Below are 16,570 nucleotides of genomic sequence, written 5' to 3' on the forward strand. Positions count from 1 at the left end.
CATATCTATGAATCCATTTACTGACCTTTCTTTTTCATAAATCTGATTAGTTTTTTGATTATTTTTCTTCGTAACTAAGGCACATATTTAGAAACTATTAAACCTAAAACCCTCAACGTAAAGGGACTATGCACCTCTAAAACACACTATGATGGACATTACGGGATTCGAACCCGTGACCTCTGCCATGCGAAGGCAGCGCTCTCCCAGCTGAGCTAAACGCCCGAAGAAACGAATGCGTATGGAACGCGTTCGTTTATTACATATTCATTCTAATGTACTTTGGCTAGAAAATATTTTTTCTTTCCACGGCGAATAACCACAAAATGGCCTTCGAATTTGTCTGCAGGATTGATAACTGCATCGACATCAGTGATTTTTTGACCATTGATTGAAATAGCACCATTTTTCAAATCCTCACGTGCCTGACGTTTGGACTTTTCAATGAGGTTATCTTGCGTCAGCAGGTCCAAGACAGGAATTTCGCCACTATTGATTGTTATAGAAGGCACACTGGAAAACGCCGCTGCTACCTGCTTACCGGTAAGATTCTGTACCTCACCGGTAAATAAAATCTGTGAAATTTTTTCGGCTTCTTGAACAGCTTCTGGTCCATGGACAAAGGCTGTTACTTCTTCTGCCAAACGTTTTTGTGCAGCGCGTTCTTCTGGTGCTTCAGCAACTTGTTTGGCTAACTGATCAATTTCATCTGGATTTAAGAAAGTGAAAATCTTTAATAGCTTGATAACATCAGTGTCGGATTGATTGTAGAAGAATTGATAAAACTCATAAGGCGACAGCAGATCTGGATCCAACCAAATGGCGCCGCCGGCAGATTTACCAAATTTTGTGCCATCGGATTTCAATAACAGTGGCACGGTCAAGCCAAAAGCTTTAGCCTCTGGACCAACCATTTTGTGGATTAATTCGACACCACTGGAAATGTTGCCGTACTGGTCGCTGCCGCCTACCTGCAGCTGCACGTCTTTTTCTTTATACAAAGTATAAAAATCAATCGCCTGGAGAATTTGATAAGTGAACTCTGTGAAGCTGATGCCGACTTCCAAGCGGGAGGCGACAACATCTCGTTTCAGCATGACATTGATAGGAAACAATTTTCCAAAATCGCGTAAAAATGAAATCAGGTTGAGTTTGGATAGCCAATCATAATTGTTGACAATCTCAAAACCATCTTTACCGAATAGACGAGTCAGCTGTTTTGTAATCCGTTTAACGTTTTCATCAAAAACATCAGGTGGCAGTAACTGTCTTTCAGCTGCTTTTCCTGAAGGATCGCCGATCATGCCTGTGCCGCCGCCAATCACAATCACTGGTCGATGGCCGGCTTTTTGGAATCTTTTCAAAATTGTCAGCGGGATTAAATTACCAATATGGATCGATTTTGCGGTTGGGTCAACACCTACATACAAGCTGATTTTTTTTGTTTTCAGCAAGTCAGTCAGGCCGGCTTCGTCAGTGGTTTGATTAATGGAACCACGCCATTTTAGATCTTCGATAATGCCCATAAAAACCTCCGGATAATAAAAAACGCCTCGATATGATCGGGACGAATTTCTCCGCGGTACCACCCGGATTGTGTTTTTGCAAACACCAGCTTAATTATCGAGACGGATCTCAAAAAGATAGTTGCTGTGTAATTCGTGAATTTTCTGGGTCGGTTTTCAACTAGCACCGACTCTCTAAATGACCGCCAATTCACTACTGTCAGCTGAGATTGTCTACATTGTACCAGAATCATGGCAGTAGTGAAATGATCATTTTGACAAGCAGATAGAAAAGAAAAACAAGCACAAAAGCAGTGGCACCGATAATCATTTCTTGTTGGAGTAATTCCACGAGTATACTCATCGATACATTTTTAAATACTTTCATGGCCAGTGCTGCTAGAAAAATCAGCAATAACGCGATCCAAAGCCCTTGACTAGCATTATGGAAATCAGCGCTGGATAAGCCGACACCCAGCAATAGCGAGAATGTGAGCAGCAGCCACAGAAAAAATTGCCAATCCAGATTAAGGGTGAAATTGAATAAATTTGGCTGGAGATAAAGAGTTAAAAAGTAAATAACGATGCCGTTTCCGAAAATTGGTGCTGTACCGATTAACAAATTTCCGAATGTCTGCCAAGGATTTCTGGGGTTAGCGGAATGTTGCACAAAACCTACTTGGTTGTTTTTCGGCAGCTGTAACAAGCGAAAATGCTGGATATGATGACCGAAAAGCAATGCCATGATCAGATGGGATAATTCGTGAACGATGATTCCCAAAGAAGCCAATAATAGATAACAGTTTGTTCCCAAGCATCCTGTGATCACACTGGCAAGACGGTTGGATAAATAAGATAGCAACCAAGAAAAAAGGCCGGGCAAAAACAGCAGCATGATCGATAGCATCGCGAAATATTCAAGGATTGTTTCAGCGACTAAAATCACTAGTCAGCTGTCAGATCAGCAAAAGAGGCTGAAATTAAATCAGCTACTTGTTTGGCATCGATTAAGTCACTACGGCCCAATTCACCAGCTGACACATAAATTTTGCCATCGGTTAACGCCTGATTATCGAAATAAATTGGGAACTTTCCGTGGTGATTGTGCCAGATACCGACCGGATTATTTGCGCCATGAACATAGCCGGTTGTCTTTTGCAGTTCTTTTAATGGCAGCATTTCAGTACGCTTGTTTCCCGAAGCGGCCGCCAGTTTTTTCTCGTCTAGATGAGCTGTGATAGGTAAAACAGCAATGATCGGCCCGGTTTTATCGCCGCTAGAAGCCAGTGTTTTGTAAATTAACGATTGCCGATCAATGCCAGCCTGGACCAGCATCTGTGGTATTTGTTCTTTACTAGTATTTAAAAAATCTATCTGAATAGGTTTATAAACAATTTTATTTTTATCCAGTAATTGCTCAACTTGTGTTTTTTTAATCTTTGGATGTTTACTCATAATTAAATTTTAATTCTTTCTTAATTGTAAGCGTTAACAGCAGAGACAAGGCGTTTCCACGCCTTAACCAGCGCTGAGTTTGCTGTATAATGGATCATGTTAAGGTGCGCCCAGAGCGTGCTTTAGAAAAAAAGATTAGGAGATATTAATACATGGCAGCTAATGCACCTGCAGTTGATTATGATTCAACTGAATATCTAGAACTCGTCGATAAGTGGTGGCGTGCAACCAACTACTTGTCTGGCGGAATGATTTTCCTAAAGAGCAACCCACTCTTTAGTGTTACGCATACTCCTTTAAAAGAAGAAGATGTTAAATTTAAGCCAATTGGTCACTGGGGAACTATCTCAGGACAGACTTTCTTGTACGCTCATGAGAACCGTTTGATCAACAAGTATGGACTGAATTCCTTCTATGTTGAAGGACCTGGTCATGGTGGCCAAGTTATGGTTACGAATTCATATCTTGATGGTTCATACACGGAAGACTATCCAGAGATTACTCAGGATCTTAAAGGTATGGCTAAGTTATTCAAGCGCTTCTCATTCCCTGGCGGAATTGGATCACATGCGACAGCTCAGACGCCTGGTTCTTTCCATGAAGGTGGTGAGTTAGGTTATTCACTTTCTCACGGTATTGGCGCTATTCTTGATAACCCTGATCAGATTGGTTTCGTTACAGTCGGCGATGGCGAGACTGAGACTGGTCCAGCTATGACTGCTTGGCACGGTTTGAAGTTCGTTAACCCGAAGACTGACGGTGCGGTACTGCCAGTTCTTGATTTAAACGGTTGGAAGATTTCTAACCCGACTATCTTTAGCCGCATGTCTGATGAACAGATTACCAAGTTCTTCGAAGGACTTGGCTGGTCACCACGTTTTCTTGAAAATGACGATATCCATGACTATATGGCTTACCACAAAAAGGCTGCCAAAATTTTTGATCAGGCTATTGAAGATATTAAGCAGATCCAAAAAGATGCTCGTGAAAATGATAAATATCAAGATGGTACTGTCCCTGCATGGCCAGTGATCATTGCTCGTTTGCCAAAGGGCTGGGGCGGTCCGAAATTTGATGAAGACGGAAACCCAATTGAAAATAGTTTCCGTGCTCACCAAGTTCCATTGAACTTCTCAGCTGAGCATATGGAAGAATTACCACAGTTTGAAGAGTGGATGAATTCTTACAAGCCTGAAGAATTGTTTAATGAAGACGGTTCTCTGAAAGCTGAGATTGCCGCAATTGCACCTAAAGGCAAGAGTCGTATGGCCGCTAACCCGCTTGCAAACGCTGGTGTTGATAATTCCGACTTGAAACTCCCTGATTGGAAAGAGTACACGACTGGTGTTACTCCTGAAAACCGTGGGCATGAAATGAAAGATGGCAACATGAACATGGACATGGTTACTCTGTCTGGATTCTTGGCCGGCGTAGCTAAGTTGAACCCGACACGTTTCCGCTTCTTTGGACCAGATGAGACGATGTCTAACCGCTTGTGGAAGTTGTTCGATAAGACACCTCGTCAGTGGATGAGCAAGATTAAGTTCCCTAATGACGCTTTGCTTGCCCCAGAAGGCCGTATCATTGATTCTCAGTTGTCTGAGCACCAAGCTGAAGGCTGGTTGGAAGGTTATACTTTGACCGGACGTGTCGGCATGTTTGCTTCTTATGAGTCCTTCTTGCGTGTTGTTGATTCTATGATCAACGAATACTTCAAGTGGATCCGTCAAGCTGATGCTGAGCCATGGCGCAACAAGTATCAATCATTGAATTTGATTTCTACCTCTACGGTCTTCCAGCAAGACCATAACGGTTATACTCACCAAGATCCTGGTATGTTGACGAACTTGGCCGAGAAGAAACAAAACTACATCCGCCAGTATCTACCGGCTGATGGTAACGAATTGTTGGCCGTTGCTGCACGTGCCTTAGTTGACCGTCAGAAGATCAACCATATCGTTGCTTCTAAGCAGCCTCGTCAACAGTGGTTCACTACTGAAGAAGCTAAAAAATTGGTTAACTATGGTCTTGGTATTGTTGATTGGGCATCCACGGCTCCTAAGGGTGATGTTGATATTACCTTTGCTTCAGCTGGTACTGAACCAACGATCGAGACACTTGCTGCTTTGTGGCTTGTCAATCAGGCATTCCCTGATGTTAAGTTCCATTATGTGAACGTTGTTGAATTGGGACGTTTGCAGAAGAAAGTTGGACCCTTGAACGATGACCGTTCATTGTCTGATGAAGAATTCGATAAGTTCTTCCCAGCTGGCAAGCCTGTTGTCTTTGGCTTCCATGGCTTTGAAGATTTGATCGAATCAATCTTCTATGAGCGTAATCACCACAATCTTCATGCACATGGTTATCGTGAAGATGGTGATATCACGACAACTTATGACATGCGTGTTTATTCTGAATTGGATCGTTTCCACCAAGCAATCGATGCTGTTTCAGCATTGAAAGATGAAGGCGTTGTTGATGGCGAAAAGGCTGATAACTTTATCGCTGATATGAACAAGATTCTCGACAAGCATTTCGAAGTTACTCGTAATGAAGGTCGCGATATCGAAGAATTTACTGATTGGAACTGGAGTCCCTTGAAGTAAATCACTTCATTTCATAAATGATTGAAAACCACGGATTAATTGTCCGTGGTTTTTGTTTGCTTAAATTTTTACGGAATATCTTTAATTTTATGTAAGCGCTTTAAAATATGTGCTATTATTTATTAGTAAAATTAGTGAAACGTTTCTACAAAAAAAGAAAAGGAGAAATTTCAATGCAGAGTAATTATGTCAAACAATTATTATCAAAAATGACCTTACAAGAAAAAATTGGGCAGTTGCAGCAAATCGCGGGTGATTTTTTTGGTGATGACGGTTCTCCCATTACGGGACCGCTTTCGACCTATAAGGTTTCTAAAACGCAGCTCTATAATATCGGTTCCGTATTGGGTGTTTCCGGTGCAGAAAATGTTTTGAAAATTCAAAGAGAATACCTTAAAAATAATCGCCTACATATACCCTTGATCTTCATGGCTGATATCATTCATGGCTATAAGACGATTTTTCCAATCCCACTAGCACTTGGTTCAACTTGGGATCCTGAGTTAGTAAAAAGAGTCGCTCAAGCCTCCGCGGCAGAAGCTTCTGCGAGTGGAATTGATGTGACTTTTTCACCAATGGTGGATTTGGTACACGATCCTCGTTGGGGAAGGGTTATGGAGTCAACTGGCGAAGATCCTTATTTGAATAGTTTGTTTGCCAAATCTTTTGTAGACGGCTATCAAGGAAACTTACCGGTCGACGAGAAACATGTTGCTGCTACTGTGAAACATTTTGCTGCCTATGGTGCTCCTGAAGCTGGTAGAGAATATAACACGGTAGACATGTCTGAATGGCGTTTCCGAGAACAGTATCTGCCTGCTTATCAAAAAGCAATTGAATCCAAGGCTTTGCTCGTGATGACCTCTTTTAATATTTTATTTGGTATTCCCGCCACAGGAAATAAGTATTTAATGAGGCACATTCTTAGAAGAGAGCTAGGTTTTAACGGTGTTCTTATTTCTGATTGGAATGCGATTAACGAAATGATTAGTCATGGTGTGGCTAGCGATTCCGAAGAGGCCGCTGAAAAAGCGATTCAGGCTGGAACTGACATTGATATGATGTCGTTTGCATTTCTAGGATCTCTTGAAAAACTAGCAATGAAAAATGAAGAAGTAAAAAAGTTGATTGATGAAGCAGCAGCACGTGTATTGAATCTTAAAGATGCACTTGGTTTGTTTGACGATCCTTATCGGGGTGTCGACGCAGCAAAAGAACGACAGATTGTGTTGTCACAGGAAAATTTAGGACTGGCCAAAAAAGCCGCCGAAGAGGCAACGGTTCTTTTAAAAAATCAGCATCAATCGTTGCCTTTAGACTCAAATAAGGCGATTGCTTTGATTGGATCTAAAGCAAATACTGGAGATCTGCTAGGCAATTGGTCTTGGAAAGGTGATCCCGCTTCGACACAAACAATCAAATCGGCCCTTGAAGATCATTTTGATAATATTTTATTTGAAGCCGGATATGACATGGTATCAGCAGAAAATAATTTGTCTCTCAATGAACAGGCTATCTCTTCAGCAAAAAAACAAGATGTGATTTTATATGTTGCTGGTCTATCAGCATCACAAAGTGGTGAAGCCAGCAGCATGACCGATATTTCTTTGCCTAAAGAACAACTGGATTTATTAAGGAAATTATCAAAGTTGCATAAGCCAATTATTACGATTGTCATTACAGGCCGTCCTTTGGATTTAACTGAAGTTGACCGTTTGTCCGACGCAATTCTTCTGCCCTGGTTTCCTGGAACTGCTGGTGCGTTGGCAATTGCTGATATTGTTTCTGGAAAAACTAATCCCACCGGTAGACTTTCTATGACTTTTCCGAAATCAGTTGGTCAAATACCAATTTACTATAATTACTATAATACCGGTCGACCATTGACTGGGACGTTGGAAGATCGGAACAATATATACTTATCTAAATATATTGATTCCAGTAATGATCCTTTGTACCCTTTTGGCTTCGGGTTAAGTTATTCCAATTATACTTTAAAAGATTTGCGGCTTTCAAAAAAAGAATTTACCGCTGATGAATCAATTACGGCATCGGTCACAGTTAAAAATAATAGTAAGATTTCCGGAACCGCCACAGTGCAGTGGTATATCCACGATTTAGTCGGTGAGGTTGTTAGGCCGGTTAAAGAGTTAAAGCATTTTCAAAGAGTTCAACTGGGTGCTGGTGCCGAAGAGACTGTCACCTTTACAGTTTCCAAACAGGATTTATCTTATGTGCATGCGGATTTTACGCGGGTGTCGGATGCAGGAAGCTTTAAACTTTTGGTCGGATTTTCTAGCCAAACAGAGCTTGAAACATCATTTTTACTTAAAAACTAGGAGCTGATAGATATATGTATTCACTAAAAAATGACCATTTACAAATAGATTTGCTACAAAACGGAGCAATCGAAAAAGTGATTGCCAATGGTATAATGATCAATCAAGTCAACGGAAATTTGATAGATGGCAGCCTTTCTAATCTATATTTGAGAAGTAGAGAAGCCGACACGTATAATTACACCAAATTAATTGGGCCTGATGCTCCAAGCCGGTTTTCCTTAACCAAAAATGCTGCTAAATGGATAGGCAACTTTCATGGCATTTCGTATACCGTGACGTTGTATTTAGGTACAGAAAAATGGTTTTGGAATATTGATTTGAGTTCGAATTCGGATAAAGCAAAGCAGGCTGAAATTTTTTATACGCAAGATTTAGGTCTTGGTTTGCCATCTTTTGTTAGCTCCAATGAGGCTTATGCATCTCAATATATTGATCACCATATTGAAGAAAAGGCCGGTAAAATTACCATATCTTCTCGCCAGAATCAAAGCCAAAATGGCAAACTTCCTTATCTTCAGCAAGGATCGTTTAACCAACTCAGTGCATATGCTACGGATGGCTTTCAATTTTTTGGCAAATCCTATAAGACCACCGGAATCCCGGAATCCCTAACTAGGACGCAATTACCAAACTACAATTATCAATATGAATTTGCGTTTATCAGTCTTCAAAGTATGCCGCTGAATTTGACAAAAAAGCCAACACAACTTGTCTTTTATGCGGCTTTCAAAGAAAATGATATTTCGGAAAATGATAGAACTTTCTTTTCGGAAAATGAGTTATACAATGAATTTGATTCTCTAAAAAGAGTTGCTAATGCTGAAAATTTCGAAGTACAGCCCTTAGTTGCAAAAAAGAAATCTATCAGTGACTTACCATTAAATAGCTCGGACTTCTCGCAGCAGGATATTGAAAATTTATTTCCAAATCGTATTCAAGAAGAGTATAAAGACGATCAACTTTTATCGTTCTTCCTTAAAGATGGTGCTCACGTTGTTTTGAAGGCCAAAGAAAGAATACAAGAAAGAGCTAGTGGCAATATCATTATGGCTAGTTCAAGTTCGAAACCGGCTACACGAGTATTAGCAACGACACAATTTATGATGGGGGTTTTCGCTTCACAAACCGTTTTTGGCAATACTAACATGAATACATTTTCAGCTAATTTAAGAAATCCGCTGAATGTTTTGAAAATACAGGGTATGCATGTCTATCTTCGCCAAAACGATCGTTATTACTTGTTAGGAATGCCTTCAGCTTTTGCGATGACCTATAACGCTGCTGATTGGTACTATAAGTTGACTGATGACTTAATAAAAATTAGTGTTGATGCTGTTGCTGAACAACCTTATATTACTTTTAAACTTTCTTCGACCGAAAATAAAAAATATGACTTGATTATTACTGACGAGATAATCATGGGTTCAGAAAAGAACGATAGTCTCCCGGATATGAAACAGGACCAAGGCTCAATTATTTTCTACCCAGACCATACTTCGCTCATGTTTAAGAGAAATGAAAAACTCCGTTTTTTGATGGACTATCATGATAACGATGCTGAATATTTTTCAACTGGTAACGAAAGCGCCTTATTGGCTACGACTCCAGAAAACTTTCGACCGAAACTGTTAGCGATAAGCTATGAGGATGTCAGTCAGCTGACGATTAATTTAACCGTTTCGGAACAAGCCAATTTTCCACAATTGCAATATACGCCTAGTGAGTCTAGAATTCGACACCAACAAGTGATTGAAAAGTTGATTCGTGGTTTTAACCTATCGGGTGGTGATAGTCGTTATCATGATCAGCTTGAAAGAACTAATCTAATCGTTCGATGGTTTGCCCATGATGCCTTGGTTCATCTATTGTCTCCACACGGGCTGGAACAGTATGGTGGTGCGGCTTGGGGTACTCGCGATGTTTCACAGGGACCGACTGAATTCTTCCTAGCCACCCAAAATTATGATCAAGTTAAACAGATAATTGAAATATTATACAGCCATCAATTCATTGAAAATGGTAATTGGCCGCAATGGTTTATGTTTGATGAGTATGCTGATCAATTTGCTGATGAAAGCCATGGAGATGTCATTGTTTGGCCCTTAAAAGTTGTGGCCGATTACATTCGCCTTTCCGGCGACAAAGAAGTTCTTAATAAGATCTTGCCATACATGAGTTTGCATGATAAGGCCCAAAGCCCACAAAAAGAGACACTTTTGGATCATATAAAAAAACAAATCTCGTATATCAAAAATAACTTTTTATATGACACAAACGTTTCTGCCTATGGGGATGGTGATTGGGATGACACCTTGCAACCAGCCGATGCCAAACAAAAAAAGATCATGGCCAGTACTTGGACCGAGGAGTTAACGATACAGGTTTTGAATACAGCTGCCAGGGCTTTTCAGGGAATTGACCTGGCCGCCGACTTATCAGAACTTAGTTCACGTATGTTAACTGATTTCAAAAAATACTTCATGCAGGATGGCGACTTACCCGGATTTATTAGGCTTTATCCCGATCATCATACTGAATATATTATTCATCCGAATGACAACATTACAGGAATCGAATATCGATTAATTCCGTTAACGCGTGGGCTTATTAGTGGCATATTAAACGAAAAACAATCTCAGAAGGCGCTCCAAACTATCAAAGGTAATTTGCTATTCCCGGATGGCGTCCGTCTAATGAATAGGCCAGCGCATTATCATGGCGGGATTAGTCGTGTCTTTAAGCGTGCTGAACAATCTGCAAACTTTGGTCGCGAAATCGGCTTAATGTACACGCATGCTCATATCAGATATGCAGAAGCGCTTGCTACGATTGGTGACCCGGAGGCTTGGCATGCTCTGCAGATAATTAATCCAATCAATTTGAATAAATTAGTTGCTAATTCAAATATTAGACAAGCAAACGTTTATTTCAGTAGTTCAGATGCTAATTTTAATAACAGATACGAGGCTGAGAAACGATTCGCAGAGGTTCACAAGGGCAGTATCGACGTCAAAGGTGGTTGGCGTCTGTATAGTAGCGGTCCTGGTATCTATATTAATCAGCTTCTATCCAAAGTTATTGGCATCAATGCAAATATGGATAGTATATCCGTTAAAGCGGTCTTACCTTTGGGAATATTTCAGAAAGAGCCATTGGTTCTGCGATATGAATTTAAAGGTGACTATTTGAAATTTGTTTTCAACAGCGATGGATCAATTGCTAGTCAAGTTTAGTCGTTAGTAAAAATTAAAAATTGTATTTTTAGTCTTGAAAGCGTTTACAATTGGTGTAATATATTCATTTAGAAACGTTTCGAAAAAAATATTCTTACGATTCATTTGGGAGGTTAGAAATGATTTTAAAAAAAACAATAGTAATGTTGGGAGCATCGGTTATTGCTGGATCTAGTTTATTTGTCTTGCCAGTTGCTAATCACACCGCTTCTGCCAAATCAGAAACGATCAATTTTTGGTACGGAGGTGATGGCGACAAGGACATAAAACCAATTATCAAGGCTTTTACGAAAAAAACTGGTATCAAGGTCACGATTCAAAGTATTCCATGGAGCCAATATAATGACAAACTGTTAACGGCGGCGGCATCAAAATCCGGTCCTGATGTTTTGGTTGTTGGGACGACTGAAATGCCGAATATGGTTAGTTCAAAGACAGTTATGAATATTTCCAAATATGTCAAGAAAGATAAAAAAATTAGTCCCAGCAACTTCTTTGAAGGATCTGTTAATACGACTAAATATAGTGGCAAATATTATGCTCTGCCTTGGTATGTTGAAACCAGAGTTCTCTATTATCGAAAAGATTTATTAAAAGAAGTCGGCTATAATCAGGCACCGAAAACATGGTCGCAATTGTATAAGGCCGCGCTGAAATTGTCAAAACGTGGTTCTAATATGTACGGGTTCAATGTTGATGCTTCCGAACCTACTTTTGGATTTATGTTTGCCCGCCAAAATGGTGCTACCTTGATTAAAAATGGAAAAGCTCAATTTGATAAAAAGCCGATGGTCAATGCAATCAGTTATTTGCATAAGTTTGTTAAGAATGGTGCTGCTCCAAAACAGGATCTTAAGTTAACAATTGGTCAATCATTCGGTGGAAATGGTAAGGTGCCAATGTTTATCTCCGGCCCTTGGATGATGAATTCAATCGAAACTGATAGTGGTCTAAAAAACAATCAGTGGGGAGTTGCTCAGTTACCTGCAGGGAAAGATGGTAATACATCTAATACTGGTGGCGGAGATATCGCAGTGTTCAACTATACAAAGAAAAAGGCTGCTTCGATTAAGTTGATGAAGTTCTTGTCCACTAAAAGTAGCCAACTTGCGTATTACAAGAATAGCGATTCAATGCCTACTTTGAAGTCTGCTTGGACTGATAAATCTCTCAGTGACTCAAAAATTCAAGTATTTCGTAATCAACTAAACAATTCTGAACCAATGCCTTTGATTAAGCAATGGGATGAAATCGGCACGAACTATTTGCAGGCTTGGCAAGAAATCGCTCTAAAGAATTCGAGTGTTCAAAAAACCATGACCAGCTTCACGGAACAAACGAATAAATTAATTAACAAATAATTATGTTCTTTATAGGAATATTAAATAATTACTTTTTAATTAATATTCCTATAATTAAAGGAGATATCTTAAATGCGTAAATCGCTAAAGTCAAAGCTTACCCCATATACATTTGTTGGCCCGGCTATTGTTTTACTTTTGTTTTTCTCATTAATTCCTATTTTGATAGCTCTTTTTATCAGCTTCACAAATCTAAATATTACAGGTTTAGGGGATTGGTCTTCAATTAAATTTATTGGATTATCCAATTTTATCAACCTATTCAGTGATATGACTTTTCTTCAATCTGTTTCCAACACAATTTATTATGTTGTGATCGGTGTGCCATTGGTGGTGGTTTTATCTCTCGGCGCAGCGTTGATGATTAATTATGGCCAAAATAAATTTTTCAAATTAATGAGATTAATTTTTTATACGCCATCCATAACCAACACGGTTGCAGTGGCAGTTGTTTGGACCTATATGTATAATCCAAACAACGGGCTAATCAACGAACTGCTCAGTAAGATTGGTATCCCTGGTCTACAGTGGTTAAATGATCCGGTGACAGCTAAAATTTCTTTGGTCATTTTGGCTCTTTGGAAAGGAATTGGTTTAAATATGCTGATCTTTTTGGCCGCTCTGCAGGGAATTCCGAAGTCCCTGTATGAGGCAGCCGAGTTAGATGGGGCGAACAGATGGGAACAAACAAAACACATTACTTTGCCCTCACTCAGTTTTTCAATTTTCTTTGTTCTTGTCACGACGTTGATTGGTTGGTTCCAGTTCTTTGACGAACCATTTGTTATGACACAAGGTGGCCCTTTGAATAGCACGAACTCCGTTGCTCTATTCGTTTATCAAAATGGTTTCCAGAATTCTAATTTTGGTTACGCCGCAGCGGCTTCATTCGTCATGTTTGTTGCGATTATTGCTGCAACTTCGATTCAATTTAGGATTCAAAAGAAACAACAAGGAGTGTCTTAACCATGAGCAATAGCCGTAATTTTATTGATAAAAGGAATAAAACAATTATTAGCGCTATCTTGCTTGTTTGGGGTTTGGTCACGGTACTGCCCTTTCTGTGGATGTTTCTGTCGTCCTTTAAAACGAATGCTGAAATATCACAGATGACCCAAAGCTTTTTGCCGAAAAGATGGACTTTTCAGAACTATGAAAACCTATTTATTAGTGGCAATTTTGGTGTTTATCTCAAAAATACCTTAATTATCACGGCCTCATCTTTTTTTGGATTAATGTTGAATGCCATTGCAGGATATGGTTTTGCTAAGTTTAATTTTTTTGGAAAACGAATCTTGTTTTTGGCTGTTATGGCTACGATGATGATTCCGGGACAGGTCACAATGATTCCGGTTTACTTGATTCTCAACCAAGTCAAACTAACAAATACACTTCTTGGCATTTTATTACCGGGATTGGTGGGTGCTTTTTCGATCTTCCTATTTCGCCAATTTATGTCCAATATCCCAAATTCAGTGATCGAGTCTGCGCGAATTGAAGGTGCTGGCGAATGGTATATCTTTTGGCATTTGGTTGTGCCAATGTCACGACCGGTAATTGCGGTTCAAGGCATCTTAACTTTTATTGGTGGATGGAATTCCTTTCTCTGGCCATTGATCATTGCCAATAATCAAAAATACTATACCTTATCAGTTGGCTTACAATTGTTGCAGGGACAGCATACATCTGACTATGGCATTCAAATGGCCGGGTCTTCGTTTATGGTGATACCGATAATTATCATATTTCTTATTTTTCAGAAGTACATTCTTCAAGGTTTCAGTGTTCAGTCTGAAAAATAAAGTTAAGAGGATTGAATGTCTGGTATTAAAGATATTGCAAAAAGAGCAAACGTTTCTATCTCGACGGTTTCCTATGCACTTAACGGCAGCGATAAAGTTTCAAAAAAAACAAGAGATCGAATTATAGAAATCGCTAACGAATTAAATTACACGCCAAACCTGGCTGGAAAGACTTTAAAGAGGCAAAAAACCGATATCATTGGTGTTTATGTTCATGATTTTAGTGGTTATTTTTATAGTCACGTTATTGATGGTATTTCTAGTACGTTAAAAAAATTTGGTTTTGAAACGATTGTCTGCCCGGGCGGTAGTCAGGCACGCTTGTTCATTCCTCAGCGGCTTGTTGACGGCGCCATTATAATTGATCCTAATTTTCCAGATGCAGATATCGTTAAATATGCCGAACAAGGCTATAAAATTGTATTGATGTGGGGAGGCCTCTCAGTTCCTTCGATTAGTCATGTAGTGGTGGACAACGCACAGGGGGCTGGACAAGCTATTGATGCTTTACACAATTCAGGCGTTGAAAACTATTTGATTGTTACCGGACCTAGCAATTCGTATGATTCTCAGCAACGTCTGCAGGCTTCTTTAGCTGAAATTCAAAAATTTTCGAATAATCCAGTAACGGTTTTAAGCAGTAATTTTACGATTGATGGCGGGATTGAAACGGCAAAATATATTGCTAAGCAGGATTTAAAAAAACTTGGTGTTTTTTGTTTAAATGATGAAATGGCTATCGGACTGTATGAAGGACTTGCTAAATTCGGGATTCGACCGGGTCGTGATTTACGAATTATCGGTTTTGATAACGATCAGATTGGTCAATTTTTAAATCCTCAACTTTCAACAGTTGATTATTCAAAGAGGCAGTGGGGTGAAAGCGCTGCTGAGACAATCGTGTCGATGATACAAGATGGAAAGGTTGAAAATAAAATCATTAAAACAAGATTAGTTAAAAAAGCTTCAATTATTAGTCAAAATTAAGTTGGATTGGTTCTATCTGATATGTGAAAGGGAAGGATTACTTTTGGCAATTTTTAAGATATCTTTTTTTAGCGATTCACTCGGTATGAAAAGCACTGTTAATATTATTTTGCCTGACCACATCCAATCAACTTTATCAACATTGCTTTTGCTGCATGGTATGGGTGATGATGAGAATTCTTGGATGGACAACACGTCTTTATCGCGTTATTTATTAAACAGACAGTTAGCCGTAATTATGCCGCGAGTTGATTTGAGTTATTATGCCAACCTACGATCTGGTGAGAAATATTTTGATTATGTTTCTGATGAATTATTGCAAAAAGCCTCGGAATGGTTTCCTTTAAAAAAAGATGTTGAGCACCGTTTCGTTGCTGGACTCTCAATGGGCGGATATGGTGCTTTAAAGTTAGTGCTAAACGAACCGAAGAAATTCAGTCGTGGATATGCATTGTCAGCAGTCACTGATTTGCTTGATCGATGGAATCAAGAGCCCAAACGTGATGATTGGTACGCAAATTTATTTGGCAGCAAAACAGATTTAAAAGGATCTACGAGTGACTTGATTTCAATTGTCAAACAATGGCCCGTTGATAAAAAAAAGCCCCATATTTGGCAATCCTGCGGAACGGCTGACGCTTTCTTTCAGCAAAATGCAACTTTCCATCAGCTGCTAACCGAAAAGAAATTTCAAAGTGATTTTATTCCTGTTGACCAGGAAACACACCGATGGGAATTTTGGGACAAGCAAATTGTGCGGGTTATTGGCGACCTGGACCAATTTTTATCATAATCGATTTAATATTTGTTAGATCACGATTTAAATTTCCAGAATCAAGAAAGTATTTTCTTAGCTGAAAAGATTTCTTGATTTTTTTGTATTCGAGAAGTTATCTGCGCTTCTTTGACCGTAACACTGCCAATATAAATTGTGCATATTTTGCGTATCTAAGTTTTAACACTAAGAGACGCCAACCAAAAATGTTGACATAATATTTGTTTTACTAGAAGGAGAGTATAAATGCTGATCCCAATTGTAATCATTCAATTGGAAAATCAATCAAGGATCTTCGAAAAAAGCGTCTGTCTGTTGAGAGCGCCCCTCTAAACAGTTTATAGCGAAAATGGATAAAATATTACTTTTATTATAAACCTGATTGTTGACATTTTTTTGTATTTCGATGTAAACAGGAGTAAAAGGAAAATACTTTTTTGGGTGATCTCTATTCAACGATAAAATCTAAGAAATAATTTCAGAAACAGATGCAACAAATTCCTC

General features: G+C 39.2%; 11 protein-coding genes and 1 tRNA gene. 8 read left to right on the forward strand and 4 right to left on the reverse strand.

Going from position 1 to position 16,570, the window contains the following annotated elements; translation table 11 throughout:
• Positions 1-152: 152 nt before the first annotated feature.
• The 4 genes from ABF487_RS06475 to ABF487_RS06490 form a co-directional block, all read right to left on the reverse strand.
• Positions 153-225, reverse strand: a tRNA-Ala gene (locus ABF487_RS06475).
• A 47-nt stretch (positions 226-272) separates the two neighbouring features.
• Positions 273-1,526, reverse strand: a complete 1,254-nt coding sequence (tyrS, locus tag ABF487_RS06480; RefSeq protein WP_415634851.1) for a tyrosine--tRNA ligase — start codon at positions 1,524-1,526, stop codon at positions 273-275.
• Positions 1,527-1,755: 229 nt separating this feature from the next.
• Positions 1,756-2,412, reverse strand: coding sequence for a hypothetical protein (locus ABF487_RS06485; protein ID WP_415634852.1), 657 nt, complete (start codon positions 2,410-2,412; stop codon positions 1,756-1,758).
• A 38-nt stretch (positions 2,413-2,450) separates the two neighbouring features.
• Positions 2,451-2,960, reverse strand: a complete 510-nt coding sequence (locus ABF487_RS06490) for an aminoacyl-tRNA deacylase (protein WP_415634853.1) — start codon at positions 2,958-2,960, stop codon at positions 2,451-2,453.
• Positions 2,961-3,112: 152 nt separating this feature from the next.
• Here ABF487_RS06490 and ABF487_RS06495 point away from each other — a divergent pair, with 152 nt between their 5' ends.
• The 8 genes from ABF487_RS06495 (at position 3,113) to ABF487_RS06530 (ending at position 16,084) form a co-directional block, all read left to right on the forward strand.
• A complete protein-coding gene (locus ABF487_RS06495) occupies positions 3,113-5,566 on the forward strand; it encodes a phosphoketolase (RefSeq protein ID WP_415634854.1) in 2,454 nt (817 codons plus the stop codon).
• 173 nt (positions 5,567-5,739) lie between these two features.
• Complete coding sequence (locus tag ABF487_RS06500) at positions 5,740-7,905, forward strand: glycoside hydrolase family 3 N-terminal domain-containing protein (protein WP_415634855.1); 2,166 nt, start codon at positions 5,740-5,742, stop codon at positions 7,903-7,905.
• A 14-nt stretch (positions 7,906-7,919) separates the two neighbouring features.
• Entirely contained in the window at positions 7,920-11,141 is a 3,222-nt protein-coding gene (locus ABF487_RS06505; RefSeq protein ID WP_415634856.1) for a GH36-type glycosyl hydrolase domain-containing protein, read from the forward strand.
• A 119-nt stretch (positions 11,142-11,260) separates the two neighbouring features.
• The gene (locus ABF487_RS06510; protein WP_415625607.1) at positions 11,261-12,502 is read left to right on the forward strand and encodes an extracellular solute-binding protein; all 1,242 of its coding nucleotides are present in this window, start codon (positions 11,261-11,263) and stop codon (positions 12,500-12,502) included.
• A gap of 72 nt (positions 12,503-12,574) precedes the next feature.
• A complete protein-coding gene (locus tag ABF487_RS06515) occupies positions 12,575-13,468 on the forward strand; it encodes a carbohydrate ABC transporter permease (protein WP_263780063.1) in 894 nt (297 codons plus the stop codon).
• Between the two features lie 2 nt (positions 13,469-13,470).
• Positions 13,471-14,304: a carbohydrate ABC transporter permease gene (locus ABF487_RS06520; protein WP_415625608.1), complete on the forward strand. Its 834-nt coding sequence runs from the start codon at positions 13,471-13,473 to the stop codon at positions 14,302-14,304.
• A gap of 15 nt (positions 14,305-14,319) precedes the next feature.
• Positions 14,320-15,291, forward strand: a complete 972-nt coding sequence (locus ABF487_RS06525; protein WP_263780065.1) for a LacI family DNA-binding transcriptional regulator — start codon at positions 14,320-14,322, stop codon at positions 15,289-15,291.
• 43 nt (positions 15,292-15,334) lie between these two features.
• Positions 15,335-16,084 (forward strand): alpha/beta hydrolase, encoded by a 750-nt coding sequence (locus tag ABF487_RS06530; RefSeq protein WP_263780066.1) that lies wholly within the window; start codon positions 15,335-15,337, stop codon positions 16,082-16,084.
• The last annotated feature ends 486 nt before the right edge of the window (positions 16,085-16,570 follow it).

It is taken from the genome of Oenococcus sp., assembly GCF_047725585.1.
Taxonomy (GTDB): domain Bacteria; phylum Bacillota; class Bacilli; order Lactobacillales; family Lactobacillaceae; genus Oenococcus; species Oenococcus kitaharae_A.